Here is a 26,332-nt window from a genome sequence, read left to right on the forward strand (position 1 = left end):
TCGCTTCGCGCGCCGCTGATCTCGCCGCTACGGTCGGGTGATGTTCGGGACGGGGTTCGAGCCGGTCGACGTCGTGGTGTCCGGCGTGCGGATCCACGGAGTCCGCGGCGGTAAGGGGCCGCCGGTGCTCCTGCTGCACGGCTTCCCGCAGAGCCACGTCATGTGGCACAGGATCGCCCCCGAACTGGCTCGCGAGTACACCGTCGTGGCGGCCGACCTGCGCGGCTACGGCGACTCGGACCGGCCGGAGGCGGGCCCGGACCACGCCGGGTACGCCTTCCGGGCCATGGCGGCGGACCAGGTCGCGCTGATGAGGGCACTCGGGTTCCCGCGGTTCGCCGTGGTGGGCCACGACCGCGGGGCCCGGGTCACGCACCGCATGGCGCTCGACCACCCGGACCGGGTGGAGCGGCTGGCGCTGCTGGACATCCTGCCCACGGCCTACGTCTTCGAGCACGTCGACCGGAGGGTCGCGACCGCCAACTACCACTGGTTCTTCCTGAGCCAGCCGGCCGATCTGCCAGAGCGGCTGATCGGTGGCGAACCGCTCTACTTCCTGCACCGCTTGCTCGGCAGTTGGGGCAGCGGGCTCGACGCCCACGCGCCCGAGGCGCTGCGGGAGTACGAGCGCGTGTTCGCCGACCCCGCAGCCCGCCGGGCGATGATCGAGGACTACCGCGCCGCGGCGTCGATCGACCTCGAACACGACGCCGTGAGTGCGGCTGCGGGAGGACGGATCGCCGCGCCGTGCCTGGTGCTGTGGGGCGAACGGGGCGTGGTGGCCGCCAACCCGACGGTTCCGCTGGAGGTCTGGCGGTCGCTCGCCGCAGACCCGGGGTCGATGATCGGGGGAGTGATCGCCGGTGCCGGGCATTTCCTGGCGGAGGAGAACCACACCGACACCCTGGCCGCGTTGCAGGCGTTCCTGGGTGGGCGCGGGTGATCGGCTGAGATCGAGGGCTCGAGAACACTGGTCACGAAGCCGCCCTCGCCCCGACCAGGTGCGGTAGGGCTCGTCGTCTGGGGTGTTGCTCGGGGTCGATCCACGGTGGCGGGATGAACTCGGGTAGTCCGTCGCACCCGCCCGACAGCTGTGAGAACCGAATCGGTGTGTGACAGCGCATGAACGGGACATCAGTCGGCTCCGAGCCCGACTGACGTTCCGCTCGCCGAGCCTGTGGTCTCGGCCGGAAATGTCGACCAGGTGCGTGCGCTGGGAGGGTCGTCCGTCCACGATGCCGTCGCACCGCAACGGTGACCGTCACACCCCACCCGACGGCTGTGAGAACCGAATCGGTGTGTGACAGCGCCCGAACGGGACACGAGTCGGCTCCAAGCCCGACTGACGTTCCGCTCGCCCCGTGTGGCGTCGGCGGGAAATACCGCGAACAGGTGCGTGCGCCGCGAGGGCCGTCCGTCCACGATGTGTGCATGGTCGCGAAGCGCACGACGGCGCCTCGCGCGACATCCCCCCGGGACGCCGTGCGGCGAGGTGTGGCGTGACGCAGAGCGTGTGCGCCGAGTGCGGTGAGGCCAGCCCGTCCGGCGTCCAGTTCTGCCCGGCCTGCGGCCACTTCATGTGGAGCTCCGCCCCCGCAGTGGAGCCACCAGCCGACGACCCGCCGGCGGAGCAGCGCCCCGCCGGGGTCCGGCCGCCCGACCACCGCCAGGCGGCCGCCGCGGCGTCCGCCGATTCGGCGACCGCGATCATCCGGGACCGCGTGCCCGCCACCCCCGCCGACGACCCGACGACCATCACGCCATTGCGGAAGCCCGCGGCGCTGCCACCGAAGGTGACGGTCCCCGACGGCGACGTCGTCCTCGAGGGTGCCCGCCGGGGGAGTGTCGAGCTGCAGCTGACCAACCCGTCGTCGATCGTCGAGGGGTACCGCGTCGAGCTCGTCGCGCCGCCACCCTGGCTGACGGTCGCGGTGCCGGAGACCAGGCTGCTGCCCGGCGACCGCGCGGCGGTGCGGATCGGCTTCGACGTCCGGCCGGGAGCGGTGGTCGTCGCGCAGCGCGTCCGGCTGCGGCTGCACCTGCGACCCGAGAGCGACCAGCGCGTGCACGCGGACGCCGAGGTCGCGCTGGTCGTTCCGCGAGTCGGCGGCCCGGCCCGGATCCGGACAGAGCCTGCCGTCGTCCGCGTCAAGGACGCGGTGCACGGGCGGTTCACCCTGCATCTCGACAACCGCGGCAGCAACCACCCGAGGCGCTACGCGATGTCCGGCACCGACGACGAAGGGGTCGTCCGGTTCACCTTCGACCCCGAGGTGGTCGAAGCGCCACCGGACGGCAGCACGGCCGTGTACGTGCAGGTCACAGCCCCGCCGCCCGCGGCCGGCGAGCGTTCCGAGCGCAACCTGACCGTCCGCGCGAACGCGGACCCGGCCGACGACGGCCTCGGAGCCGTCGTGCGCCTGATCCAGGAGACCTCGGCCGCGGCCGTCGAGGTGCCGGTCCGGCTGCGGCTGGAACCCAGCTCGCTGCGCACCGCCGACAGCGACCTCGCCGAGCTCCACGTCGTGGTCGACAACCGCGCGGGCCACCGCGACCGGCGCGTGTGGCTCACCGGGAACGACCCGGAACGCCAGATCGGGTTCGTGTTCCGGACGGCCGAGCTGTGGGTGGCGCCCGGCACGGAACGCGCCACGGTCCTGCAGCTGCGCGCCCCGGTGCCCCCGCCCGGCGAGCAGACCGACCGGACGTTCACCGTGACCGCCGCCGACGGGCGGCTCGAGATCGAGGCGGCCGGGCACTGGGCGCAGCGGTCCGGGACGGCGCCGATCGCCACGGCGGCGATCCAGCTCGATCCCGAGGTCGTCCGCCTGCGCGACCGGGCCGAGGCCCAGCTGGCCGTGGTGGTCGACAACCAGCGGGGGAGCCGCCCGCTGCGCGTCCGGCTGTCGGGCGACGACCCGGAGAACGCGGTCCGCTTCGCCTTCCGGCCCCCGGTTCTCGACGTCGCGCCCGGGACGAGCGCGTGGGCGGAGATCCGGGTAGCTGCGCCGCACCCGCCGCACGGAGAAGAGACGGTGCGGGCCATCCGGGTGCGGGCGAGCGATGAGAACGGCGCCGTGGAGGCGACCGGGGCCCTGCACCAGTACAGCTCACCGACGGCGATCTCGACGGCGCGGCTCTCCCTCGAGCCGCAGCGGGTGGTGGCCCGCGGAGGCGGCACCGGTCGCCTGCGCGTGCACCTGGACAACCGGGCCGGCGCGTTCCCGCTCTCCGCGCACCTGCGCGGCACCGACCCCGAGCAGGCGGTCCGGTTCGTGTTCCACCCGGCTGCGCTCGACGTCGCTCCCGGTCAGGTCGGAGTCGCGGACGTGCGGGTGTCGGCTCCCCGGCCGGAGAGCGGCGAGACCTCGACCCGGCCGTTCACGATCATCGCCGACGACGGCCGAGGAGTCGTCGAGGCGGTGGGCGGTCTCGTGCAGTCAGCGGGGGACCGGCGCCCCGTCTGGCGGGTCGTGCTCACCGTTCTCGGGACGCTGCTGGTGGCCGTCGGCTGTTTCCGCGACTGGCTGTCCGGTGATCCGAACTCCCTGCTGCCGAACGCGTCGACGATCCCGGCGAGCATCGGCAACGCCGCCGCTTTCGGAGCTCCCAACACTGCCCGGGAGGCGGCCGACCTGCTCCGGACGCTCCAGCCCGTCGAACGGACGCTCACGCTGCTGCTCGCGGCGGTCATGGCCTTCGGGCTCACGGGCCCCCGGGGGCGCCTGACCCGGACGACCGGCATGGTGGTGGCCCTGACCATGGTCGCGGCCGCGTTGTTCTGGCGCTTCACGGGTCTCTCGCTCGCCGACGGCGCGATCCTGGTCGCGGTGGGCGGCGCGGTCGGCTTCCTCGGTGGCCTCTGCGTGCGGCGGTGAGCGGCGGGACGGAACGGCGCGGCTACGAGCCGGGCGGGAGGGTGCGGTACTGCTCGGCGTACCGGCGCGCCTGTTCGTCGCGGACGACGGCGGTCCGCCGGTCGCGCAGCTCTCTGGCCGTGCCACGCGGGTACCCGGCCTTCATCGCCCGGTTCTCGGTGGTCTCGTACATGTAGGCCAGCGAGTAGAAGTAGCCCAGTGCGAGGCCGCCCAGGACCGCTCCGATCCGGACTCCCGACGAGCCGGGCATCAGCAGGTAGAGGAGCACGGCGACGGGGGCCAACTGCACCGTCGCACGCAGCAGGTGCCGGAGCACCCAGGTCCGGGTCGTGACGTCGTACAGCACCCACTCGCGGTTCCGCGGCGGCAACCCGCGGCCCAGGGCGTACAGCAGCCAGCGGAAGGGACCCGGTCGCGTCGGCTTTGTCATGGCTCCCTAATGATTGGTGTACCAACTCTTGGCGTCAGGTTACACTTTCCTCGTGCTTCCAGGGATGGTTCGTGAGGCGGACGACGCCGACGATCCGCTGCGGCTCGACCGACAGGTGTGCTTCGCGCTCTCGGTCGCGGCCCGCAGCGTCGTCGCGCTCTACCGCCCCGTCCTCGAGCCGATGGGGCTGACCCACCCGCAGTACCTCGTGATGCTGGCGCTGTGGGAGCGCTCGCCCCGCTCGGTCAAGGACCTCAGCAGCGCGCTCGCCCTGGATCCCGGCACGCTCTCGCCTTTGTTGAAACGGCTCGAGGCGGCCGGTCTGCTCACGCGCGGCCGCGACCGGGCCGACGAGCGGGTCCTCGCCGTCACTCTGACCGACGAGGGGCGGCGGTTGCGCAGCGAGGCCGAGAAGGTGCCCGCCGCGATCGTCGCCCGGCTGGGCATGGAGATCTCGGACCTGGAGAACCTCCACGCCGCCTTGACTCAGGTGATCGCGGCGGCGCGCGAGGACTGAACGCGCCGCCTCGAGTGCTTGGATGGCGCGGTGGACGGCGGCCCGAGCATCCAGGAGACCTACTACCCCGACCTGACCTGCTTCGGCTGCGGTCATGCGAACGAGCGGGGGCTGCACCTGCAGAGCTACGAGGTCGACGGCGCCGTGCGGGCCACGTTCACCCCGTGGCCGGAGCACGACAACGGGGGCGGCTACCTCAACGGTGGCATCATCTCGACGCTTCTCGACTGCCACGGTGCCGCCGCGGTTCTGCTGGAGGCGCACCGCCAGGGGTGGAAGCCGGCGGCCGGGAGCGGGCTGGCCTTCGTCACGGCCGGGCTGGACGTGCGGTTCCGGCGTCCGACGCCGCTGCGTGAGCCGCTCGGGCTGACCGCGGAGCTGCAGTCGGTCGCCGAGTCGGAGATGACGGTGGTGGCGCACGTCGTCGCGAACGGCAAGACGTGCGCGACCGGTACGGCGCTGTGGAAGCGGTGGCGTCCCCGTTCCTGAACCGCCGCCACCGTGATGGTCCGACAACTCACTACGCCGAGTGTTCTGCGTAACTCGGGCGGGCGTATGGTGCGGCCGGAAGCGCCGGTCCGGGACGAGATCCCCGGATGGTCGTCACTCACCGTGGATGCTCGCCTGAGGGGTGCAGATGGTGTGCACGACGTGGTGGGGCCGCTCACGCAGGGGAGCGGCCACCGCTCTGTTCGCCTGTCTGGTGGTGCTGACCGGCTGTTCGGCGGCGGCGTCGCCGGGCACGTCACCTACTCGGGCCGCAGCCACGCAGCCCGCGCCGGCGGCGGCCGAGTCGCCGGCCGACGGGGCACTGCGGCTGGAGGCCCTGCTCGGGCAGCACATGATCCGGATCGGCGACCTGATGCGCAGCAGGCTGCGCAAGGACGACGACTTCGCGCAGGCCGCGAGCGTGGCGCTGGGCCAGAACTCCGACGAGCTGGCCCGCCTGGTCGGGACGCTGGCGGGCGCGGACGCGGCAGACCGGTTCCAGGGTTTGTGGAACGACCACGTGACGGCGCTGGTCAACTACTCGCGCGGCCTCGCGACGGACGACGCGACGGTCCGCGACGAGGCCCGCGCGAAGCTCGACACCGTGAACGGCGAGCTCGCCGACCTCGTGGCGACGGGGGCGCAGGGGCGGCTGGATCCCGCTGCGGCCCGGGCGGCGCTGACCACCCATGAGCACCACCTCACCGAGCAGGCCGACGCGTACGCCGCGGGGGACTACGCGCGGGCGAACGCCCTCTACCGGGAGGGGTACCAGCACGCGTTCGCGCTCGGCGGCACCCTCGCCCACGCCCTGGTGCCCCCGGACCAGGTCGGCGAGCTCGACACGCCGGCGTGGCAGCTCCGCTCGGAGATGACCCGGCTGCTCGGCGAGCACGTGGGGCTGGCACTCGGCACGCTCCGGGCCGGCGCGACCAGGGCCCCCGACTTCCCGGCGATGGTCGACTCGCTCAACGGCAACACGACCGACGTCACCGCGGCGGTCAGCAGCCTGTTCGGTGAACCGGCGGCGTCGCAGTTCATGACGCTGTGGGCCGACCACCTCGACCTGCTCGGCACCTACGCCGCCGACGTGGGGGCCAATGACCCGAACCGTCGCCAGGCGGTGCAGGACGATCTGCACGACTGGCAGCAGCGCTTCGCCGCGTTCATCGACACGGCGACCGGCAGCCGGGTGCCCGCTCCCGACCTGGCCGCGGCCCTGCTGGGCCTCGACGACCTGCTGTTGCAGCAGGTCGACGCCTTCGCCGCGCGCGACTTCCCGCGGGCCCAACAGCTGGGCGACCAGACCTACCCGCAGGTGTACGGGCTCGCGCGGAACCTGGCCGACGCCTTCGGGGCGACGCTCGCGGCACGCATGCCACAGGGCGGCGCGCGGACCGGCGCCGGTGGGATGGCGGGCGCGCTCGTGCCGGCGGCGGCCGTCCCCCTGCCCCCTGTGGAGGCTCAGCCCTTCCACTCGGTGCGGACCTACCAGGAAGTGGCGGAGCCGGTACGGCTGCGTATCCCGGCGGTGCGGATCAACACTGCGCTGCAGCGACTCGGCCGGGCCGCTGACCGGTCCGTCGAGGTGCCCGACGACTTCGGGGTCGCCGGCTGGTTCGCCGACGGCCCCCGGCCGGGTCAGAACGGGCCTGCGGTGATCCTCGGGCACGTCGACTCGCGCAACGGCCCCGGCGTGTTCTACCCGCTGGCCGGGCTGGCCCCGGGCAGCGAGGTACTGGTCGACCGCGCGGACGGCAGCACGGCCGCGTTCCGGGTGAACGGCGTGGCGACGGTGCCGAAGACCGGGTTCCCCACCGAGCAGGTGTACGGGCCCACCCTGCGGGCGTCACTGCGGCTCGTGACGTGCGGCGGTCCGTTCGACCACGCAGCCGGGAGTTACCGGGACAATGTCATCGTCTCCGCTGATCCGGTGCAGTAGGTCCGCCGCGCTGTTCGTGCTGGCCGCGGTGCTGGTGCTCGCGGCCGCCCCGGGCGCCGCCGCGCAGCCGCCGATCACGGCCGTCCCGATCGCGACGACGGACGGGCAGGTCCGGCTGGTCGTGCAGGTGCCGGGTGGGCCCGTCGGACCCGGAGCCGTCACCGCCTCGATTGACGGCGTGCCCCAGCAGGCCCGGGCCGAACCCGTCCTGTCCGACCGCCTGGCCATGGCGCTCGTCGTCGACGCCTCGGCAGTGGGGAGCCCGATGCTGCCGGTCGGGCTCGCGGGTGCTGCAAACCTCGTGCTCGCCGCACCGCCGTCGGCGCGCAGCACGGTCGTCGCCGACTCCACGCCGCCGACCGTTGCGGTGCCCTGGCCGTCCGGCCCGGTCGACACCCTGCGCGGCCTGAGTGCGGTGCGGTCCGGTGGTGCGCGCAGTACGTCCGCCGCGCTCGACCTGGCCGTCGCCCAGTTGCCGACCGACGCGACGGCGCCCCGGCTGGTGGTGCTCTACACCGGAGCGGCCGACGCCGGCGGCGAACCTGCCCGGGTGCTCGTTGAGCGCATGCGGGCGGCCGGTGTGGTGCTGACCGTGGTGAGCCCGGCGGGGGAGGGCCCCGACGCTGCGGCGGCGACGCAGTACTGGGCGGCAGCCGCCGAGGGCACCGGTGGCATGGCCGCCACCGTGGGGCCGTCGGGTGTCATCGGCGCGTTCGACGCCGCGACGGCGGCCCTGGGCGCCCGCTACCTGCTGACGATGACGGAACCGGCCCGACTTCCGGCCACCGTGGCGGTCCGCGTCGACACCGGTGCCGGCACGTTGACCACCGACGTGCCCCTGGCTGCCACCGTCACGAGCGGGCCCGCACCGCGGGCCGACGACGATGCCGGCCCGCTCGTGACGGTGGCGGTCGGCGGCGTGCTCGCCGCAGTCCTGGTGACGGGCGCCGTCTTGCTCGTCCGGAGACGGCCGTGGGGCCGCCGGTCCGCCTCGTCCACGCCGATCACGAACATCCCGGCCCTGCCCGACCACCTCGTCGACCGGGCGGCGGTGCGGGCCGAGCTGACACGGGCGCTGCAGCGGGACGGGCCGGTGTGGCTGCGGCCGCATCCGAGTGTGGGAGGTCTGGGCACGACCACGGCGATGATCGAGTTCGCGCACCGGCACCGCGACCGCTACGACATCGCGTGGTGGGTCCCTGCCGCCGATCCCGACCTGGTGCCGGACCGGCTGGCCGAGCTCGCGGAGGCTCTCGGCCTGGCCACGGCGGCCGACTCGGCGAACCGCGCGGCCACGGCCCTGCTGGACGCCCTGTCCCGGCGCGGCCGGTGGTTGCTGGTCTTCGACGACGCCGCCGGTCCGCGCCAGCTGGCCCCGTACCTGCCGAACGGTCCCGGCCACGTCCTGATCGCGTCGTCGGACGCGGGGTGGGGCGACGTCGCCACGCAGGTGACGGTGCCGGCGTTCACCCGTGCGGAGTCGGTGTCACTGCTGCGCTCCCGGTGCACCGAACTGGCTCCCGAGTCCGCCGACCGGATCGCCACCGGTCTCGGTGACCTGCCGCTCGTGGTGGGCCCGGCCGCGGCGCTGCTCGCCGGGACCGGCCCGGATGCCCTCGATGCACTGCCGTCCGACGGGGCCTCGGGCTGGGAGACGGTGTGGACCGCCGCGCTGGACCGGCTGGCGGACGACGATCCCGTCGCTCTGGCGTTGCTCACCCTCACCGCCTGGTTGGGCACGGCCCCGGTGCCCCTCACGCTGCTGACCGGGAACTCGCAGGTGCTGCCCGAGCCGCTGCGCGCCGCGGCCGGAGCTCCGGGGCTCGTCGACCACGCCGCGATGCTGGACCGCCGCGGCCTGGCCCGGTTCGCCGACGGCTCCCTCCTCCTGCACCCGCTGCCGGCCGGGCTGCTGACCGCCCGGACCGCCGACGACGGGTGGACGGGGATCGCCGTCCGGCTGCTGGCGGCCGCCGTCCCGGACCGGCCGCCGCGCGAGCCCGCCACCTGGCCCACGTGGCGGTGGCTGTTGCCGCACGTGCTCGCCGCCACCGATCCCGTGCGGCGGCTCGAGGACGTCGCCGGCGACGTGGGCCGGCTGCTCGCCGGGGCGGGGGAGTACCTCGCCGCGCGCGGTCGCGGGCAGGCCGCCCGGGCGCTGCTCGCAGACGCCCACGAGTTCGACGTCGTCGCGCGGCTGCGCGGGGGCGGCTGAGCGGCCCGACAACGCCTAGGATCATGAACGGCAGGGGAGCGGCACCGGGAGGTAGGGATGTTCGTCGTCCACGTGCACGTCCACGTCACACCCGACGACGTCGAGGCCTTCCTCGACGAGTGCCGGCGCAACTCCGAGGCGTCGCTCCAGGAGCCCGGGGTGCGGCGGTTCGACGTGCTGCAGGACGAGGGCGACCCGGCGCACGTGGTGCTGAGCGAGGTCTACGTCGACCAGGCCGCGGCCGACGCGCACAAGCAGACGGCGCACTACGCGCGCTGGCGCGACGCGGTGGCCGGGATGATGGCGCAGCCGCGCTCGTCGACCCGCTTCGCCGCCGTCGCACCGGGGGAGGACGGCTGGTGAGCGCGTTCGACCTCGCTCTTCCCCGGAAGGTGCTGTTCGGTCCGGGCCGCGCGGGCGAGCTCGCCGACCTGCTGCCCACCCTCGGATCGAGGGTGGTGCTGTGCACGGGGAGCGACCCGTCGCGTCACCGTCACCTGCTCGGCGACGTCGAGCCGGTCGCCGTCGTGCGGGTCACCCGGGAGCCACTGGTCGACGACGCCCGCGCAGCGCTCGACGAGGCCCGGGCGGCCGGGGCGGACGCCGTCGTCGCCATCGGCGGAGGCAGTGTCCTGGACCTGGGGAAGGCGATCGCCGTGCTGCTCGGCAACGGCACGGATCCGCTGGACCACCTCGAGGTCGTCGGCCGCGGGCTGCCGATCGAGCGACCGGCCGTGCCCTACGTCGCCGTGCCCACGACCGCGGGCACCGGTGCCGAGGCGACCGCCAACGCCGTGCTCGCCGCACCGGAGCACGGTCGCAAGGCGAGCATCCGCAGCCCGTACATGCTGCCGGCGGTGGCGCTCGTCGACCCGCTGCTCACGCTGGGCTGCCCGCCCGCCGTGACCGCGAGCAGCGGGCTCGACGCGCTGACCCAGTGCCTGGAACCCTTCGTCTCGCCCAAGGCCAATCCGGCGACGGACGCCGTCGCCACCGACGGGCTGCGGCGTGGAGCACGGTCGCTGCGCCGGGCCTACGAGCACGGCGACGACCGCGCCGCCCGCGAGGACATGGCGCTGTGCAGCCTCTTCGGTGGGATCGCCCTGGCCAACGCCAAGCTCGGGGCGGTGCACGGCGTCGCCGGGGTCGTCGGCGGGATGGTCGACGCCGCGCACGGCGCCGTGTGTGCCGCCCTGCTCGCCCCCGTGGCCGAGGCGAACGTGCGCGCGCTGCGCGAGCGCGACCCCGGATCGCCCGCGCTGGAGCGCTACGCCACCGTCGCCCGGCTGCTGACCGGCCGCGACGACGCGACCGTCGAGGACGGCGTGGAGTGGCTGCGCGAGACGGTGGCGGCCCTGGACGTACCCCCGCTCGGTGCGGTCGGACTGCAGCCGGCGCAGTACGAGGAGGTCGCCGAGAAGTCGGCGAAGTCGAGCAGCATGCAGGGCAACCCGATCGGTCTGAGCACGGACGAGCTCGTCGCGGTGCTGCGATCTGCCGGGTAGCGACCTGATCGGGCGACACACGCCTGATGTGCCGAGTGACGGACCGTCGCCCGGCTATAACCGTACGGTGTCGGACAGCCGCAGGCGTGCCCCCACCGGTGTCAGCCCTGCAACCCGTCGGGTGCGGATCCGCTGGGCCATCGTCGGGGTCCTGCTGGCCGTGGCGATCGTCGGCTGGGCGGTCCCGGTCGCGGCCACCGAGAAGATCGCGGGGCAGCCCTCGCCGGCCGAACCGGCAGCCGACGTCTTCCTCTCGGGCATGACGACGCCCCGCGACGGCGAGGAGGGTCTGTGGATGTCGTGGTCGCTCGTCGATACCGCGCGGGAGCGGCGGGTCGGGTCGGCGAACAGCGACACGGACCGCACGAACTCCGAGTCGAGCATCAAGGCGTGGATCGCGGCCGACTACCTGCGGGTGGTGCAGGCCGAGGGCCGGGCGGTCACGGCGGCCGAGCGGGCCGACATCGCCGCCATGGTGCGCAGCAGCGACAACGCGGCCGCGCAACGCCTGTACGGGGCGCTCGGCGGCGACGCGATCCTGCGCCACCTGCGTTCGGTCTGCGGCGTGACGGTCTCGACCGCGACCCCGGGCTACTGGTCGCTGACCCAGATCACGGCGGTGGACGCCACGCGGATCTTCGCGTGTGTCCTGCGCACCGCGCCGGCCTACCCGGGCGGGAACGATCTCCTGACCGACCTGCGGAGCGTCGACCCGGACGACGCCTTCGGGATCAAGGCGGGCCTGCCGCCGACGGAGACGGTGTCGCTGAAGAACGGGTGGATGCCGCACTCGTCGACGACGGGGAAGTGGAACGTGAACTGCGTCGCGGCGTGGGACGAGTACGTGCTCGCCGTCCTGACGCGGTACCCGGTCGACCGCCCGTTGACCTACGGCGCGGACGTCTGCCGCGACGTCACCGCGGCGGTCGTCGAGAGACTCGGGTGAATCCGGTGGCCCCGAGCATGGACGGACGCACCGTCGTCGGTGTGAGCAACTCGGCGTCCGGCGAGGTCAGCGGCGACACCGTCTTCCACTACCGCGAGCACGACGGCGCCGTGTGGGCCGAGTACGCCGGCGGCTCGGTCGTCCGCGGCTACCTCGTGGGCACCCGCACGGGCGAGGCCCTCGACTTCCGCTACGTGCACCTGTCGGTGGGCGGCGGGACCGCGTCGGGGCACTGCACGGCGCAGCTGGAGGTCCTCGCCGACGGCCGGATCCGGTCGCACGAGACGTGGGAGTGGGAGTCGCGGGAGGGGTCGGGGCGGAGCGTGGTGGAGGAGCGTCGCCGCGGGTCGGGTTAGCGCGACTCCGCGGTCGGTGCGGTCTTCACGCCGATGCCCGCGGCGCGCACCAACAGTCTCGACGCCCGGGCCGATAAGGGGCCGGAATTGTCGGTGGTCGATGCGAGAATGCCTGTGTGACCGAGAGCCCGTCCGCCGCCGCGCAGCGTCTGCTGGTGCAGGCGGCCGACGCATTGTTCTCGGTGGCGCAGTCGAGCAGCGATGCCGAACTGGTGTCGGTGCTGGCGACCTGTGAGGGTGTGATCCGGCGGCTGGACCGGGTCAGCGTGGAGGCGGTCGCGGCGCTGGATCGCCGCGGGGTGTTCGCCGAACGTGGCTGCAAGTCCCCGGTCCGCGCCCTGGGCCCCGGTGGATCGATCCCCAGCAGCACCCCAGACGACGGGCACTGCCACATCTGGTCTGACTCGTCCGGCCATGCCGCTCCCAGTGCCGACCCGGTCGTCGACGCTCACGACATCTCGCCAGCACGGCCCCGGTCGCGTGAACGGGTCAGGCCGGCCGCCGCGCAGCGAGCAACACCTGCGGACGCAGCGACGGTTGATGCTCCGGCAGCCGCATCTCGGCGACCACCTCGAGACCGGCGTCGACCAGCATCCGGGCCAGCTCCTCAGGCCGGTACAGGTGGGTCGTCCACGACACCGGCAGGCCGCCGTACCCCTCGGTCCGCCGGAGGTCGCCGTCGCCGACGTGCGTGCCGATCAGCGCCTGACCGCCGGGGACGAGCGCCTCGGCGAAGGTCCGCAGCACGCCGGGCAGCGTCTCCCGCGGGAGGTTGAACAGCGACCACCAGCCGAGCACGCCGCCGAGCGAGGCCGGCGCCAGGTCGAGCTCGGTCGCCGAGGCGACGGAGAACTGCAGGTCGGGGTACTGCCGGCGCGCGTGCTCGACCATGCGCGGCGACAGGTCGACGCCCGAGGCGTCGAGACCGAGTTCGGTGAGGTGCGCGGTGACGGTGCCGGGGCCGCAGCCGACGTCCAGGACCGGGCCGAGCCCGCGGACGGACTCGGCGAAGGCGCCGAGCACGGCCCGTAGCCACGGCTCCGCCTCCAACCGGCCCATGCCGAGCTCCACGTAGGCGTCGGCGACCCGGTCGTAGGACTCGCGGACCGTCTCGAGGTCGGAGGGCTGCTGCACGCGGGCACCCTACGGACGTGCGCTGGCGATCCCGCCGCCGGTCAGACGCCCGGGCCCGCCGCCGTCCGTGCCGCCAGCATGTCCACCGTCGGACGCAGGCGCATCCACCACTGGTCGGTCGGCCTGCGGTGCTCCCGGTCGGCCAGCTCCTCGGCCCGCTGCAGCGGCACGATGCGGACGCCGTCCTCGTGCAGGCCGATCACCGCCGAGGCCGCACTGCCGGCGGCCATCTCGTCGCCCAGCCACGCGACGGCACGCGCTGCCAGCCGGGCCGCGAGGATCCGGTCGAACGGCGACGGGCTCCCGCCCTGCTGGGTCTGTCCCAGGACGATCTGCCGGGCGTCGAAGGTCCCGCGGCCCTCCTGTTCGAAGATCCGTCGCAGGAAGTCGCTGGTGTACATCTCGCTGGCCCGCTCGTTGCGGACGGCGAGGAACAGGCGCTGGCCGGCCGCGAAGCTGTCGACCATCTGCTCGACGTCCGCGGCGAGCCGGCTCAGTGTCACGCCCTCCTCGTGCAGGTACACGCGGACCGCGCCGCCGGACAGGCCGCTCATCAACGCGAGGTAGCCGCAGTACCCGCCCATGGTCTCGACGACGAAGCAGCGCCGGGTCGCGGCGCTCGTCTCCCGGATGCGGTCGATCGACGAGACGACGTGGTTGAGCGCGGTGTCCGCCCCGACGCTCATCTCCGAGGTGGGGATGTTGTTGTCGATGGTGGCGGGCAGCACGATCGTCGGGATCTGGAACGCCGGGTAGCGGTGGCGCTCGGCGCGCAGCGTGCCGGCAGACGCGAAGGCGTCCCAGCCGCCGACGATCAGCAGGCCGTCGACGCCGTGCCGCTCCAGGCCGCGCCCGATCGCGTAGAGGTCCTCGACCGCCGGGACGTCCCGGCTGATGCCGAGCTCCGCCCCGCCTGCACCCGTCCAGTCCGAGACGTCGCCCCACGCCAGTTCCCGGACGTCGCCCGCGACCAGGCCGCGGAAGCTCCCGTCGACGCCGAGCATGGTGTGTCCGCGGTGCAGGCCGAGGCGCACCGCCGCGCGGGCAGCGGCGTTCATCCCGGGGGCGAGGCCGCCGACGTTGAGCACCGCGATCCGGGAGCGTGGCGACGAGTCGCGGTCCGTGTCCGGCAGTGCCCGTGACAGGGACTCGAACAGCTGCACCATCTCGGTGAAGCCGTCGCCGCGCATCTTCTGCGCCGTGTCGAAGTCGCGGGCCGTGATCCGGTCGGCCAGCTCGCGGGTGCGGGTGACCGCCTCGTGCAGCGGCACGGTGTGGACGCGGTTGCCGCGCACCCCGACCAGCGGCGGGACCGTCTCCGGGGTCGCCGCGAGCAGCTCCTCGACCGCGGCGGAGCCGAGGATCGCGCTCATCCACCGGTCGTACGCGCTGGGGACGCCGCCGCGCTGGACGTGCCCGAGGATCGTCACGCGCGTGTCCTCGCCGAGCCGCTCCTCCAGAACGGTGCGGACGTAGGCGCTGGTGATGGGCTGGTTCGCCGAGTCGTGAGCGCCCTCGGCCACCACGACGACGCTGTTGCGCCGCCCCGCCACGCGCCCGGCCCGCACCAGCTCGCACAGGTCGTCCTCCCAGCCGGGTTGCGGAGGGCGTTCCGGGATCAGCACGTAGTCGGCCCCGGCCGCCAGCGCCGCCGCGAGTGCCAGGTAGCCGCACCGGCGCCCCATCACCTCGACGACGAAGCTGCGCTGGTGGCTCGACGCCGTGGAGCCGATGGCGTCGAGGGCCTCGACGATCCGGTGCAGCGCCGAGTCGGCACCGATGGTGGTCTCCGTCCCGACCATGTCGTTGTCGATCGACCCGACCAGGCCGACGAGCGCCAGCACCGGGTGCCGGTCCGCCGTCTCCTGGTCGAGCTCGCCGGCCCCGACGAGTTCGGCGAGCAGCGAGGGCCATTCCGCACGCAGCACGTCGGCCCCGCTGAGGCTGCCGTCACCGCCGATCACGACGAGCCGGTCGATGCCGCGCGCCACCAGGTTCGCGGCGGCGCGGCGGCGGCCGGCCCGGTCGCGGAACTCGGCCGACCGCGCCGTGCCCAGCACCGTGCCGCCGCGGGTGAGGATGTAGCCGACGTCGTCCCACGCCACGTGACGGATCCGGTCGCCGCCGTCGACGAGACCCTGGTAGCCCTCGTACACGGCGTGGACCTCGGCGCCGTGGTGCAGGGCGGAGCGCACGACCGCCCGAACGGTCGGATTCATGCCCTGCGCGTCGCCCCCGCTGGTGAGCACGGCAAGGGTGACGCCCACGGCTACTTCTTCTTCTTGGGCATGTAGAGGTCGGTGAGGGTCCCTTCGAACGCTTCGGCGGCCATGCCCACGGTTTCGGACAGGGTGGGGTGGGGGTGGATGGTCAGCCCGACATCGCTGGCGTCGGAACCCATCTCGATGGCGTGGGCGACCTCGGCGATGAGGTCTCCGGCGTTGGGGCCGACGATCCCGGCGCCGATGACCCGGTCGTTGGCCTCGTCGAACAGCACCTTGGTCAGGCCCTCGTCCCGCCCGAGGGACAGGGAGCGGCCGGACGCGGCCCAGGGGAACACGCCCTTGCCGTACTTGACCCCGGCGGCTTTGGCCTCGTTCTCGGTGACCCCGACCCAGGCGACCTCGGGGTCGGTGTAGGCCACCGAGGGGATGACGGTGGCGTCGAAGTAGGAGGTGTGCCCGGCGGTGTTCTCCGCGGCGACCTTGCCTTCGTGGGTGGCCTTGTGGGCGAGCATCGGCTGCCCGACGACGTCGCCGATGGCGAAGATGTGGCCGACGTTGGTGCGTTGCTGCTTGTCGACCGGGATGAAGCCGCGTTCGTCGACGAACACCCCCGCCGCATCGGCGCCGACCGCGCGGCCGTTGGGCCGGCGCCCCACCGCGACGAGCACCTTGTCGAACACCGCGGTCTCGGGTGCCTTGGCCTTGTCCTTGCTGGCCGACGAGTCGAAGGTGACGGTCAGCCCGTCGGGGCCCGCTTCGACGGCGGTGACCTTCGTGCCCAGCCAGATCGCCTCGTAGGACTTGCTGATCCGCTTGGTCAGGGGAGTGACGATGTCCTTGTCGGCGCCGGGGATGAGCTGGTCCATCAGCTCGACGACCGAGATCCTGGTGCCGAGCTCGGAGTAGACGGTCGCCATCTCCAGCCCGATGATCCCGCCACCGAGCACCAGCAGGCGCTCAGGGATGTCCTCCAGGTCCAGCGCTCCCGAGGAGTCGATCACCCGCGGGTCGTCGTGCGGGATGAACGGCAGCCGCACCGGCTCCGAGCCGGCGGCGATGATCGCCGCATCGAAGCTGACGGTGGTGGTGGATCCGTCGGGGCCGGCGACCGACACCATGTTCGGCGAGGTGAACGTGCCGGTGCCCACGATCGTCTGGACCTTGCGCTGCTTGGCCAGCCCGGTCAGCCCGCCGGTCAGCCGGGTGACGACGCTGTCCTTCCAGCCGCGCAGGGCGTCCAGGTCGATCGTCGGCGCCGCGAAGGACAGGCCGTGGCCGGCCATCTCCTTGGTCTCGGCGATCACCTTCGCGGCGTGCAGCAGTGCCTTGGAGGGGATGCAGCCGACGTTGAGGCAGACCCCGCCCAGCGGGCCGCGGGAGTCGACCATCACGACCTTCTTGCCCAGGTCCGCCGCCCTAAACGCCGCGGTGTAGCCACCCGGGCCGGCGCCGAGCACCAACACCTCGGCGTGCACATCACCCTTCGCCCCCGTGTACGGGGCGGGCGCACCCGTCGCAGCCGCACCGGCGGTGTGTTCCGTGGGAGGCGCGGCCGACGATCCGTACCCCGCCGGCGCCGTCAGCTTCTCGTCGAGGACGGGCTGCGGCTCGCGTGGGGCGGCTGCCTGGAACACGCGGCCCTTGCGGGGGGCCGGTGAACCCGAGGCGGTGGGCGAGGTGTCGGTCATGAGTGACTCCGGGTCGAAGGAAAGTGGTGTCACGACGGGTGTTTCCCCCTGTCGAACGTGCCGACTCGCGGGGCCGGGGCTAGGCCGCGCGCTGCCGGAGCTGCCGCAGGACCTCCTCGAGGAAGTCGGCCGCACCCTCCTGCGCGTGGTGCCCGGTGACCGCCCGCGCCACGGCGCGGGCCTCAGGACGGGCGTTGCCCATCGCGACCGGCACGCCGATCTCCCGCATCCAGACGACGTCGTTCTCCCCGTCGCCGAGGCCTGCGGCGCCCGCGGGATCGACGTCGAGGAGGTCGAGGACGAACGAGATGCCCGACCACTTCTGGGCGTCTGGATCGGACAGCTCCCAGAAGACGTCCATCGAGCGGGTCGCCCGCGGCGTGTACCGCTCGATGACGGGCCGGGCCGCGTCCATCTCGGCCGCAGTGCCGTGGATCATCGCCTTGACGACGTCGTCGGGCATGCGCTCGGGCGGAACGGCGACCTGCACGTCCGGGTCGCCGAAGGCCATCAGCAGGTCGCGCAACTGCTCGGTGGTGGTGTAGATGCCGCGGACGGTCCACCACGTGAACGCGTACCCGGTCTCCTCGTGCACCGTGCGCAGCGCCGTCGCCTCAGCCGGGTCCATGGTCTGCACCCGCAGGTCGTCGCCGGAGACCGGGTCGGTGACCACTGCGCCGTTGCAGCTCACCCCCGGCGTCCGCAGCCCTACCGTCGCTGCGACGTCGAGGACGTTGGCCCGTGAGCGGCCGGTCGCGAGGACGACCGGCACGCCCAGTTGTTCGAGATCTGCCATCGCCGCCCGGGTCCGGGGGGACACCCGGTGGTCCGGGCCGGCGATGGTGCCGTCGACGTCGAGGACGACGGCGGTCGTACCGGACAGATCGAGGTTGGGGTCGTGCACTGATCTCCTCGTCCGGTGGGGCAGGGATCAGCCGACGCCCGCGCCGGCCCCGAGCAGCACCGCGAGCCCCTTCACCACCAGCGTCATCGGCCAGATCGCGGCCGCCGGGGGGTCGAAGTGGGTGTTGCCGCTGTTGTGGAACACCCGGGCGCACACCTCGCCCAGCAGGCCGGAGAGCAGACCGCAGATCGTGCCGATCAGTACCGCGAGCACCGCGTTGCCGCCCACGACAGGCAGGAACGAGACGGCGCCGAGGCCGGCGATGATCGTGATGTGGTGGGTGACGGGAAAGCTGATCCCGAGGCTCAGGAACAGCAGGGAGACAGCGGACACGCCGAACATCAGCACGTGGGCACTTCCGGCGAAGTCCGGGTAGTACCCCGCGAGCCGTACCGCCACGCCGGCTGCGAGCAGCCCGGAGAACACGCTGAGGACGCTCAGCTGGCCGAAGCGCTCGTGGTAGCGGATCCAGGCGACGCCGTCGCGCGGCGCGAACCGGCCCCAGCCCGACCCTTCGGGGAGGTCGCCGGTCAGGCTGGACCGGCCGATCGCGAGGCGTACCACGATGGCCGAGATGAACACGGTGAGTGCGACGCTGTCGGTCAGGCTGCCGAAGCCGGGAATGAGGGCGACGCCGACCTGCACGATGTAGCCGAACACGCCGAACACCGCCCCGACGAGCAGAACGGCAGCGCGGTCCATCGACACCAGGGCGATGCCGATGTCCTTACCGCCGACGTCCTTGCTCTGCCGTGCGGCGTACGCCGCTGCCGCGACGCCGCCGGCGAAGGCGATGTGCGGGCCGAACGCCGGCCCGAAGGCGACGTAGTTGAGGAACTCGGGACTGCCGCCGGCCATGATGATCGCCGAACCGACGAGCACCATGAAGCCGGTGAAGATGAAGGCGTGCAGACCGCCGATGGCGGCTCCGAAGAAGCCGCCGCCTGCCGCGATCAGGAGGGTCAGGAGATCGAACATCGAGTGGCCTTCCGTGCGCTGACGTCGTTGTGTAGCGACGACCGGTAGGAATTGCGAACAGCAGGTTCCGCCTGACGGCTGCGGCGCCGGAGCGGAACATAGCGGTATATACAAGTGCGTACAAGTACTTGACCACTAACGGGCCGCGTGCCTAGCGTTGCCGCCACTACAGCGGGCGAGCCGCGTGTGGCCATCCGGCCCCGAGCTCGACGCGGTCACCTCACTCGACGACGAGGCAGGACGCTCAGATGGCCAAGTACATTCTCGGTATCGACGAGGGCACGACGGGTGCGCGGGCCTTCGTCATCGACGACCAGTGCACGGTGCTCGGACTCGCCGCCTCGGAGCTCACCCAGCACTACCCCCGGCCGGGCTGGATCGAGCACGACCCGATGGAGATCCTCAGCGTCCAGCTCGAGGTCATCCGCGCGGCGCTGCGCCAGGCCAAGCTCCAGCCGTCCGACCTGACCGCGGTCGCGCTGACCAACCAGCGCGAGACCGGCATCGTCTGGGAGAAGGACACGGGGCGGCCGATCTACAACGCCGTGGTGTGGGCCTCGCGCCAGACCGTCGACGTCGTCGAGCGCTGGGTCGACAAGGGCCACGGCGACATGATCGAGCAGCGGACGGGCCTCATCCCGGACGCCTACTACACCGCCTCGAAGATCCGCTTCATCCTGGACGCCGTCCCCGGGGCCCAGGAGCGCGCGGAGCGCGGCGAGCTGCTCGCCGGAACCGTCGACACCTGGCTGATCTGGAACCTGACCGGGCGCAAGTCGTTCGTCACCGAGTACTCCAACGCCTCGCGCACGATGATGTTCAACCTCGAGACGCGCGAGTGGGACGACGACCTGCTCGCCGTCTACGACATCCCGAAGCGGATGCTGGCCGAGATCGTGCCGTCGGACACGATCGTCGGCGACATCGGGGCGACCTTCGGTGCGGACGTCCCGATCGCGTCGAACCTCGGCGACCAGCAGGCCGGCCTGTTCGGACAGGCGGCGTTCGCGCCCGGCCAGTCGAAGATGACCTACGGCACGGCGGGCGTGCTCAACATCAACTGCGGCGAGCAGCCGCAGCGGATCGCGGGTCTCACCCCGAGCATGGCGTGGGGTGTGCAGGGCAAGGTCGCCTACGAGATCGAAGGCGTCCTGTTCGCCATGGGCAAGACGATGCAGTGGCTGCGTGACGACCTGAAGCTGATCCACGCCGCGCCCGACTCGGAGTGGTACGCCGGCCAGGTGCCCAGCACTGACGGGGTCTACCTGATCCCGGCCTTCACCGGCCTGTCCGCGCCGGACTGGGACCCCTACGCCCGCGCGGCGATCATCGGCATGAGCAACGCCACCACCCGCCTGCACATCATCCGGGCCGCGGTGGAGTCGATGGTCTTCCAGACCCGCGACGTCGTCGAGGCGGCGCTGACCGGCTCGGACAACATCCGCATCCCCGAGCTGCGGGTCGACGGCGGCGCGGTGAAGAACAACTTCCTCTGCCAGCTGCAGGCCGACGTCCTCGGCATCCCCGTGGTGCGGCCGCAGATCGCCGAGGCGACCGTCTTCGGCACCATGTTGATGGCCGGGCTCTCGACCGGGGTCTTCTCGACCCTGGACGAGGTCGCGGGCATGTGGCGGGAGGACCGGCGGTTCGAGCCCAACATGAGCCGCGACCAGGCCGACTCGATGTACGCCGGATGGCGTGCGGCGCGTGAGCTCACCAAGGGTTGGGCACGCAACGTCCCCAGCGCGGGCTGACGAGGGCAGCAAGGGCAGCGAGGGCAGCGAGGGCACTGCAATGAAGGCACTGGGCCGTCCGGACCCGGACGAGCTTTCGAGCACGACCTACGACGTGGCGATCGTCGGCGCCGGGATCAACGGCGCCGCGATCGCCCGTGACGCGGCCCTGCGCGGACTCTCCGTGGTGGTCGTCGAGAAGGACGACGTCTGCTGCGGCACGTCCGCCTGGTCGAGCCGGCTGATCCACGGCGGGCTGCGGTACCTGGAGCACGGCGAGCTGCGGCTGGTTCACGAGTCGCTGCACGACCGGGGGCGGTTGCTGGAGATCGCGCCGCACCTGGTGGCGCCGGTCCCCTTCGTGGTGCCGCTCTACCCGCACAACCACAAGCCGGCCTGGATGTTCCGGGCCGGGATGGTGCTGTTCGACGCGTTGTCGATCCGCAAGTCCGTCCCGCGCCACCGCCGTCTGTCCCGCAAGGCCGTCGCCGTCGAGCTGCCCTCGCTCAACCGCGAGGGCTTCTCGGGTGCGCTGCGGTACTACGACGGCCAGGTCGTCTTCGCCGAGCGGCTCGTCCTGGAGACGCTGCTCTCGGCCGTCGACGCCGGGGCGGTCGCCCTGACCTACACCGAGGCCACGTTGGTGGTGACCGAGGGTGGCCGGGCGACCGGCGTGGCGGTGCGCGACCGGCGCACCGGCGAGGAGCGCACCGTGCGCGCCTCCGTGGTGGTCAACGCCGCGGGGCCCTGGGTCGACGAGGTGTCGGCGGGCCTGTCCCTGCCCCGGTTCATCGGCGGCACCAAGGGGACCCACCTGGTCGTCGACCCGTTCCCCGGCGCTCCGGACGTGACCGTCTACTACGAGGCCCGCTCGGACAACCGGCCGATCCTGGTGATCCCGTGGAACGGCCGCTACCTCATCGGGACCACGGACGACCGGTTCGACGGCGACCTCGACACCACGGCGGGCACCGAGGCGGAGATCGACTACCTGCTGGAGGAGACGAACTTCCTGCTCCCGCGGGCCCGGCTGACCCGCGAGTCGATCCGCTACACCTACGCGGGGATCCGGCCGCTGCCCTACCGGCCCGGCGCGAAACCCGGCTCGATCCCGCGCTCGCACCTCATCCTGACCCACGACGAGGTGGCGGACCTGGTCACGGTGGTCGGCGGCAAGCTCACGCCGCACCTGAGCCTGGGCCGCGAGGTCGTGGACAAGGTCGCGGGCCTGCTCGGGCGGACGCTCCCGGCGTCGACGGCCGACCGCGAGCCGCTGCCCGGCGCGCCGGCGGTCGGGGCCGACTGGCTGACCGAGGCCGCCCGGCTGCGCGACGAGCTGCCCTGGCCGGACGAGGTGGTCGAGCGGCTGCTGGCGGTGTACGGGACGCGATGCCGGGAACTCCTCGCCCTGTGCGCGCGCGATCCGGAGCTGAGCCGCGTGCTCGGCACGGGCCGTTCGGCGCTCGTCGCGGCCGAGGTGGTCGTCGCGGTGGAGCAGGAGGGTGCGCGGCACCTGATCGACATCCTGCACCGGCGCACGATGATCGGCCTGGAGCCGGGCTGGGGCCGCGAGATCCACCGGGAGGTCGCCGAGCTGGCCGCGCCGCTGCTCGGCTGGTCGGCGGACGACGTTTCGCACGAGGTCGCCGCCCACGACACGTACATCACCGAGCGGCTGCTCGGGGGAGTCGCCACATCCAGCGACGTCACGGAGCTCGTCTCGCCGGGGCCGTGAGCGGCGCCGGCGGCGGGCCCTGTTGACGAGAATGCAGAGGAACCATCGATGCTTCCCAGGACCCTCGTCGGCTGCAGCTCCAAGAGCTACTTCAGCGTCGAGCGGGCCACCCGGTGGGGGCCCGAGGTCGTCGACGGCGTCGCCGGTGATCCGGCGGGAACGGACGGGCTCTTCGTGTGCCCGTCCTTTCCGCTGATCCCCACCCTGCTCGCCTCGTTCGGGGCGGCCGGGGGCATGGTCGGCGCGCAGGACGTCTCGGTGCACCCGAGCGGGCCCTACACCGGTGAGGTGAGCGCCGAGGTGCTGGCCGAGCTGGGTGTCCGCCTGGTGATGGCCGGCCACCCCGAGCGGCGGCGCCTCTTCGGTGAGACCGACGACGTCGTGCGCCGGAAGGTCACGGCCGCCGCCACGGCCGGCATGGCGCCCATCCTCGTGGTGGGGGAGCAGGAGGAGGGCGAGTCCGCGGAGCGGGCCGTCGCCGCCCAGCTCGACGCCTGGCTCGTCGACCTGCCCGACGGCGCCGACGTGCTCGTCGCCTACGAGCCGGCCTGGGCCATCGGCGCCCCTGCACCCGCACCGCCCGGGCACGTGGCCGCGGCGACGCTCGCCGTGCGCGGACTGCTCGAGGGTCGCGTCGCCGACGCCCGGGTGGTCTACGGCGGCAGCGCGCAGCCCGGCACGTTCGGCGCGATCCGCGATGCCGCAGGCGAGCCCGCCGCGGTGCCGGACGGGGTGTTCATGGCCCGCTTCGGCCTGGATCCGAAGGATTTCCTGACCGTGGTCGGGGAAGTCCGTGGGTCACATTTGTCCTAGGTTGTCTATACAGGGCTAGACAGGTAGTCTCCCTGAGCGTCACAAGTCGCGCACTCGGTGGAGCGGCGTGCAGAGCAGAACAGAAGGGCCGACATGACCATCGCCAAGACCGTCGACCTCGTCGTGGCCGCGAAGGAGGCCGGGTACGCGGTCCCCGCAGTCAACATCGTCGACGACCTGTCGCTGCGTGCCGTGGTGGCTGCCGCCGAGGAGGCGCAGTCGCCCGTCATCATCCAGACCTCGGTCAAGACGGTGAAGAGCATCGGCGCCCCGCTGCTGTCGTCGATCTTCTCGTTCGCCGCGGACGCGGTGTCGGTGCCGGTGTCGCTGCACCTCGACCACTGCCCGGACCGCTCCTTCATCACGCTCGCGATCGAGAACGGCTGGTCGTCGGTACTGTTCGACGCCTCGGACCGGGAGCTCGAGCAGGCGTGGCAGGAGACGAAGGAGGTCGTCGCCGAGGCGCACGCCAAGGGCGTCGGCGTCGAGTGCGAGATCGAGAACATCGTCGGCGTCGAGGACGGCGTCGGATCGGACGAGCCGGGCCACGCCTACAGCAGCGAGCAGCTGGTCGAGGTCGTCACCACCACGGGTGCGGACCTGCTCGCCCCGCAGCTGGGCACTGCGCACGGGCTGTACAAGGCCTCTCCGGTGCTGCTGTTCGACCGCGTCACCGAGCTGGGCAAGCTCTCCCCGGTCCCGGTTGTGCTGCACGGCGGCACCGGCCTGACCGACGACGACTTCCGCCGGTTCATCGCGAACGGCGTCGCGAAGGTCAACCTGTCGACCACGCTCAAGCTCACCTACATGCGCGCCGCCCAGGCGCACATCGCCGAGGCCGAGACGAAGGGCAAGTGGGAGCCGGTGAAGATGTTCGACGACATCACGGCCGCGGTGAAGACGACGGTCCGCGAGCACATGGACCAGCTCGGCAGCACCGGCAAGGCGGCCGTGTCGGCATCGGGGGTGTCGGCATGAGCAGGGCGTTGATCCTCGACTGCGACGGCGTACTGGCCGACACCGAGCGCGACGGCCACCTGGTGGCCTTCAACCAGACCTTCGAGGAGCTGGGCTTCCCGTTCCGCTGGTCCGAGGACGAGTACGCCGACCTGCTCAAGATCGGCGGGGGCAAGGAGCGGCTGCGCGGGTACCTCAGCGCCCACCCCGAGATCGACCTCGGCTCGGGCGCCGAGCTCGACGACAAGATCGTCGAGGCGCACAAGCGCAAGAGCGCGATCTACATCCAGCTCGTCGAGGAGGGCAGGCTCCCGGGCCGCCCGGGCGTCAAGCGGCTCATCGAGGAGGCGCTCGACGACGGCTGGCAGGTCGCCGTCGCGTCGACCTCGGCGACGAAGAGCGTCGAGGCCGTGCTGCGGGCCGTGGTCGGCGAGGAGACCCGGGCGCGCATCGCCGGGGTGTGGGCGGGCGACATCGTGCCGGCCAAGAAGCCCGCCCCGGACATCTACCTGCTCACCCTCAAGGAGCTCGGGCGCGGTCCGGACGAGGCCGTGGTCGTGGAGGACTCGGAGTCGGGGGCGCTGGCGGCGGCGAACGCCGGGCTGCGCCACGTCGTCACCGTCAGCTCCTTCACCGGCGGCGACCCGTTCCCCGCGGCCACCCTCGTGGTGAGCGACCTCGGGGAGCCGGGTGCGCCCGCGGAGCTGCGAGCCGGCCTGGACGTGCGCACCGACGGCGTCGTCGACGTCGCGTCCCTGTCCCGGATGCTCGACGAGGCGCCGGCACCCAGATGACGATGCAGCGGCTGCGGTTCCCCCGCGGGTTCTCGGGCGCCTCGCGCGTTCTAGAGGTCGTAGTGGAACTGCAGCCGCAGTTTGTCGCCCCGGAACAGGATGCGGGAGAACTCGAAGAGCCTCCCGTCCTGGTCCGTGATCTCGTGCGTGAGCAGGAGCAGGGGAGTGTTCCGGCGGATCTGGAGGACCTTCGCCTCCTGGGCGTTGGGCAGCGTCGACTCGAGGCTCTCGGTCACCTTGCTCATCCGCAGGCCGTAGTCGTCTTCCAGGATCACGCACAGCTGGCGGTCGACGAGGCCGTGGAGCGTGGGAGCCAGCCGCTCGGGTACGTACGAGGTGTGCAGGCTGATCGGTTCGTCGTCGGCGAGCAGCCGGAGCCGGCGGATCTCGTGCACCCGTTCGCCCACCGGGATACGCAGGGCCCTGGCCACGGGGTCGTCCGCCAGGACGAGCGCGTCGGCGAGGACCTTGGTGGCGACGGCGTACCCCATGCCCTCGAGCTGCTCGCGGATCCCTTTGTAGGCGGGCGAGCGGGTGGAGATCTTCGGGTGTGCGACGAAGGTGCCCTTGCCCTGCACACGGAAGAGCAGGTTCTCGTTGACCAGCTGGGCGAGAACCTGACGGGCCGTCATCCGGCTCACGCCGTAGAGCCGGTTCAGCTCGTTCTCCGACGGGATCTTCTGTCCGGCCCGCCACTCGCCACGCTCGATCCGGTTCCTCAGCAGCCCGGCCAGCTGGAGGTACAGCGGGATCGAGGCGTCGCGGTCGAGCGTCTCACTGCCGAGTTCGGAAGTAGGGGCGATCATCGGGCCACGTTGGCGCAGCTCAGCACGTCGTCCTCCGATCGTTCGGCCTCCGCAGACGCGCCGGCCGTCCGGTTTCATGGTACCGACCCGGTTTCACCGCTCGACGCCTCGCGGTTACGAAGCGTCGTGCGCAACGGTGTGACCTGGCATCCCATGACTATTGCACGTTGCTCGCCCCATCACCTATACATGTACGTACTTGTCAGGTCCGCCAGGCCTGGATGCCGGTTATCCCGTGCACAGTCGGTCTCGATGTGGAGAAGCTGCGGTCGGCCAGGTGGCCTCCG

General features: G+C 72.5%; 23 protein-coding genes. 15 read left to right on the forward strand and 8 right to left on the reverse strand.

Features of this window, described 5'->3' with window-relative positions; all coding sequences use genetic code 11:
- Positions 1-40 precede the first annotated feature (40 nt).
- Positions 41-943 carry an alpha/beta fold hydrolase gene (locus RM445_RS06670; protein ID WP_311555185.1) on the forward strand — a complete coding sequence of 301 codons (903 nt, stop codon included), beginning with the start codon at positions 41-43 and terminating at the stop codon, positions 941-943.
- 556 nt (positions 944-1,499) lie between these two features.
- Positions 1,500-3,878: a zinc ribbon domain-containing protein gene (locus tag RM445_RS06675; protein WP_311555186.1), complete on the forward strand. Its 2,379-nt coding sequence runs from the start codon at positions 1,500-1,502 to the stop codon at positions 3,876-3,878.
- A 22-nt stretch (positions 3,879-3,900) separates the two neighbouring features.
- Here RM445_RS06675 and RM445_RS06680 read toward each other — a convergent pair whose 3' ends face one another.
- Positions 3,901-4,308 carry a DUF5313 family protein gene (locus RM445_RS06680; RefSeq protein WP_311555187.1) on the reverse strand — a complete coding sequence of 136 codons (408 nt, stop codon included), beginning with the start codon at positions 4,306-4,308 and terminating at the stop codon, positions 3,901-3,903.
- A gap of 64 nt (positions 4,309-4,372) precedes the next feature.
- Here RM445_RS06680 and RM445_RS06685 point away from each other — a divergent pair, with 64 nt between their 5' ends.
- The 8 genes from RM445_RS06685 to RM445_RS06720 all read left to right on the forward strand — a co-directional run bounded on the left by RM445_RS06685 (position 4,373) and on the right by RM445_RS06720 (position 12,278).
- Positions 4,373-4,825: a MarR family winged helix-turn-helix transcriptional regulator gene (locus RM445_RS06685; RefSeq protein WP_311555434.1), complete on the forward strand. Its 453-nt coding sequence runs from the start codon at positions 4,373-4,375 to the stop codon at positions 4,823-4,825.
- A 30-nt stretch (positions 4,826-4,855) separates the two neighbouring features.
- Positions 4,856-5,314, forward strand: a complete 459-nt coding sequence (locus RM445_RS06690; RefSeq protein WP_311555188.1) for a PaaI family thioesterase — start codon at positions 4,856-4,858, stop codon at positions 5,312-5,314.
- A gap of 148 nt (positions 5,315-5,462) precedes the next feature.
- Positions 5,463-7,256, forward strand: coding sequence for a class F sortase (locus RM445_RS06695; RefSeq protein WP_311555189.1), 1,794 nt, complete (start codon positions 5,463-5,465; stop codon positions 7,254-7,256).
- Positions 7,225-9,471, forward strand: a complete 2,247-nt coding sequence (locus RM445_RS06700) for a hypothetical protein (protein WP_311555190.1) — start codon at positions 7,225-7,227, stop codon at positions 9,469-9,471. The genes RM445_RS06695 and RM445_RS06700 overlap by 32 nt, the downstream gene beginning before the upstream one ends.
- Positions 9,472-9,528: 57 nt before the next feature.
- Positions 9,529-9,834: an antibiotic biosynthesis monooxygenase gene (locus RM445_RS06705; RefSeq protein WP_311555191.1), complete on the forward strand. Its 306-nt coding sequence runs from the start codon at positions 9,529-9,531 to the stop codon at positions 9,832-9,834.
- Positions 9,831-10,976 carry an iron-containing alcohol dehydrogenase gene (locus RM445_RS06710; RefSeq protein ID WP_311555192.1) on the forward strand — a complete coding sequence of 382 codons (1,146 nt, stop codon included), beginning with the start codon at positions 9,831-9,833 and terminating at the stop codon, positions 10,974-10,976. Before RM445_RS06705 ends, RM445_RS06710 begins: the two co-directional genes overlap by 4 nt.
- Positions 10,977-11,097: 121 nt before the next feature.
- Entirely contained in the window at positions 11,098-11,922 is an 825-nt protein-coding gene (locus RM445_RS06715) for a serine hydrolase (protein WP_311555193.1), read from the forward strand.
- A gap of 17 nt (positions 11,923-11,939) precedes the next feature.
- Positions 11,940-12,278, forward strand: coding sequence for a hypothetical protein (locus tag RM445_RS06720; RefSeq protein WP_311555194.1), 339 nt, complete (start codon positions 11,940-11,942; stop codon positions 12,276-12,278).
- On the opposite strand, the gene RM445_RS06725 is transcribed toward RM445_RS06720, so the two are convergent.
- The 6 genes from RM445_RS06725 to RM445_RS06750 all read right to left on the reverse strand — a co-directional run bounded on the left by RM445_RS06725 (position 12,275) and on the right by RM445_RS06750 (position 19,207).
- Positions 12,275-12,730 (reverse strand): hypothetical protein, encoded by a 456-nt coding sequence (locus RM445_RS06725; protein ID WP_311555195.1) that lies wholly within the window; start codon positions 12,728-12,730, stop codon positions 12,275-12,277. The two genes, RM445_RS06720 and RM445_RS06725, sit on opposite strands and share 4 nt — an antisense overlap.
- Before the next feature lie 37 nt (positions 12,731-12,767).
- A complete protein-coding gene (locus tag RM445_RS06730; protein ID WP_311555197.1) occupies positions 12,768-13,412 on the reverse strand; it encodes a class I SAM-dependent methyltransferase in 645 nt (214 codons plus the stop codon).
- 41 nt (positions 13,413-13,453) lie between these two features.
- Positions 13,454-15,679, reverse strand: a complete 2,226-nt coding sequence (locus RM445_RS06735; protein WP_311555198.1) for a 6-phosphofructokinase — start codon at positions 15,677-15,679, stop codon at positions 13,454-13,456.
- 2 nt (positions 15,680-15,681) lie between these two features.
- Positions 15,682-17,325, reverse strand: coding sequence for a dihydrolipoyl dehydrogenase (gene lpdA / locus RM445_RS06740; protein WP_311555199.1), 1,644 nt, complete (start codon positions 17,323-17,325; stop codon positions 15,682-15,684).
- Between the two features lie 79 nt (positions 17,326-17,404).
- Positions 17,405-18,229, reverse strand: a complete 825-nt coding sequence (locus RM445_RS06745) for an HAD family hydrolase (protein WP_311555200.1) — start codon at positions 18,227-18,229, stop codon at positions 17,405-17,407.
- Between the two features lie 27 nt (positions 18,230-18,256).
- The gene (locus tag RM445_RS06750; protein WP_311555201.1) at positions 18,257-19,207 is read right to left on the reverse strand and encodes a hypothetical protein; all 951 of its coding nucleotides are present in this window, start codon (positions 19,205-19,207) and stop codon (positions 18,257-18,259) included.
- A 248-nt stretch (positions 19,208-19,455) separates the two neighbouring features.
- On the opposite strand from RM445_RS06750, the gene RM445_RS06755 reads away from it, so the two are divergent.
- The 5 genes from RM445_RS06755 to RM445_RS06775 all read left to right on the forward strand — a co-directional run bounded on the left by RM445_RS06755 (position 19,456) and on the right by RM445_RS06775 (position 25,239).
- Positions 19,456-20,961, forward strand: a complete 1,506-nt coding sequence (locus tag RM445_RS06755; RefSeq protein WP_311555202.1) for an FGGY family carbohydrate kinase — start codon at positions 19,456-19,458, stop codon at positions 20,959-20,961.
- A gap of 40 nt (positions 20,962-21,001) precedes the next feature.
- The gene (locus RM445_RS06760; RefSeq protein WP_311555203.1) at positions 21,002-22,675 is read left to right on the forward strand and encodes a glycerol-3-phosphate dehydrogenase/oxidase; all 1,674 of its coding nucleotides are present in this window, start codon (positions 21,002-21,004) and stop codon (positions 22,673-22,675) included.
- A gap of 48 nt (positions 22,676-22,723) precedes the next feature.
- Entirely contained in the window at positions 22,724-23,488 is a 765-nt protein-coding gene (locus RM445_RS06765; protein ID WP_311555205.1) for a triose-phosphate isomerase family protein, read from the forward strand.
- A gap of 93 nt (positions 23,489-23,581) precedes the next feature.
- Positions 23,582-24,466, forward strand: a complete 885-nt coding sequence (locus RM445_RS06770; protein ID WP_311555206.1) for a class II fructose-bisphosphate aldolase — start codon at positions 23,582-23,584, stop codon at positions 24,464-24,466.
- Complete coding sequence (locus RM445_RS06775) at positions 24,463-25,239, forward strand: HAD-IA family hydrolase (protein ID WP_311555207.1); 777 nt, start codon at positions 24,463-24,465, stop codon at positions 25,237-25,239. Before RM445_RS06770 ends, RM445_RS06775 begins: the two co-directional genes overlap by 4 nt.
- Positions 25,240-25,289: 50 nt before the next feature.
- Here RM445_RS06775 and RM445_RS06780 read toward each other — a convergent pair whose 3' ends face one another.
- Complete coding sequence (locus RM445_RS06780; RefSeq protein WP_311555209.1) at positions 25,290-26,045, reverse strand: GntR family transcriptional regulator; 756 nt, start codon at positions 26,043-26,045, stop codon at positions 25,290-25,292.
- Positions 26,046-26,332 lie beyond the last annotated feature (287 nt).

It is taken from the genome of Pseudonocardia charpentierae (genome assembly GCF_031845345.1).
GTDB classification, from domain to species: Bacteria; Actinomycetota; Actinomycetes; order Mycobacteriales; family Pseudonocardiaceae; genus Pseudonocardia; species Pseudonocardia charpentierae.

Coding starts and splice junctions, on each gene's coding strand:
- RM445_RS06670 (WP_311555185.1), top strand. CDS start 41: ATGTTCGGGACGGGGTTCGAGCCGGTCGACGTCGTGGTGTCCGGCGTG.
- RM445_RS06680 (WP_311555187.1), bottom strand. CDS start 4,308: ATGACAAAGCCGACGCGACCGGGTCCCTTCCGCTGGCTGCTGTACGCC.
- RM445_RS06685 (WP_311555434.1), top strand. CDS start 4,373: ATGGTTCGTGAGGCGGACGACGCCGACGATCCGCTGCGGCTCGACCGA.
- RM445_RS06695 (WP_311555189.1), top strand. CDS start 5,463: ATGGTGTGCACGACGTGGTGGGGCCGCTCACGCAGGGGAGCGGCCACC.
- RM445_RS06700 (WP_311555190.1), top strand. CDS start 7,225: ATGTCATCGTCTCCGCTGATCCGGTGCAGTAGGTCCGCCGCGCTGTTC.
- RM445_RS06705 (WP_311555191.1), top strand. CDS start 9,529: ATGTTCGTCGTCCACGTGCACGTCCACGTCACACCCGACGACGTCGAG.
- RM445_RS06720 (WP_311555194.1), top strand. CDS start 11,940: ATGGACGGACGCACCGTCGTCGGTGTGAGCAACTCGGCGTCCGGCGAG.
- lpdA (WP_311555199.1), bottom strand. CDS start 17,325: ATGACCGACACCTCGCCCACCGCCTCGGGTTCACCGGCCCCCCGCAAG.
- RM445_RS06750 (WP_311555201.1), bottom strand. CDS start 19,207: ATGTTCGATCTCCTGACCCTCCTGATCGCGGCAGGCGGCGGCTTCTTC.
- RM445_RS06755 (WP_311555202.1), top strand. CDS start 19,456: ATGGCCAAGTACATTCTCGGTATCGACGAGGGCACGACGGGTGCGCGG.
- RM445_RS06760 (WP_311555203.1), top strand. CDS start 21,002: ATGAAGGCACTGGGCCGTCCGGACCCGGACGAGCTTTCGAGCACGACC.
- RM445_RS06765 (WP_311555205.1), top strand. CDS start 22,724: ATGCTTCCCAGGACCCTCGTCGGCTGCAGCTCCAAGAGCTACTTCAGC.
- RM445_RS06770 (WP_311555206.1), top strand. CDS start 23,582: ATGACCATCGCCAAGACCGTCGACCTCGTCGTGGCCGCGAAGGAGGCC.
- RM445_RS06775 (WP_311555207.1), top strand. CDS start 24,463: ATGAGCAGGGCGTTGATCCTCGACTGCGACGGCGTACTGGCCGACACC.
- RM445_RS06780 (WP_311555209.1), bottom strand. CDS start 26,045: ATGATCGCCCCTACTTCCGAACTCGGCAGTGAGACGCTCGACCGCGAC.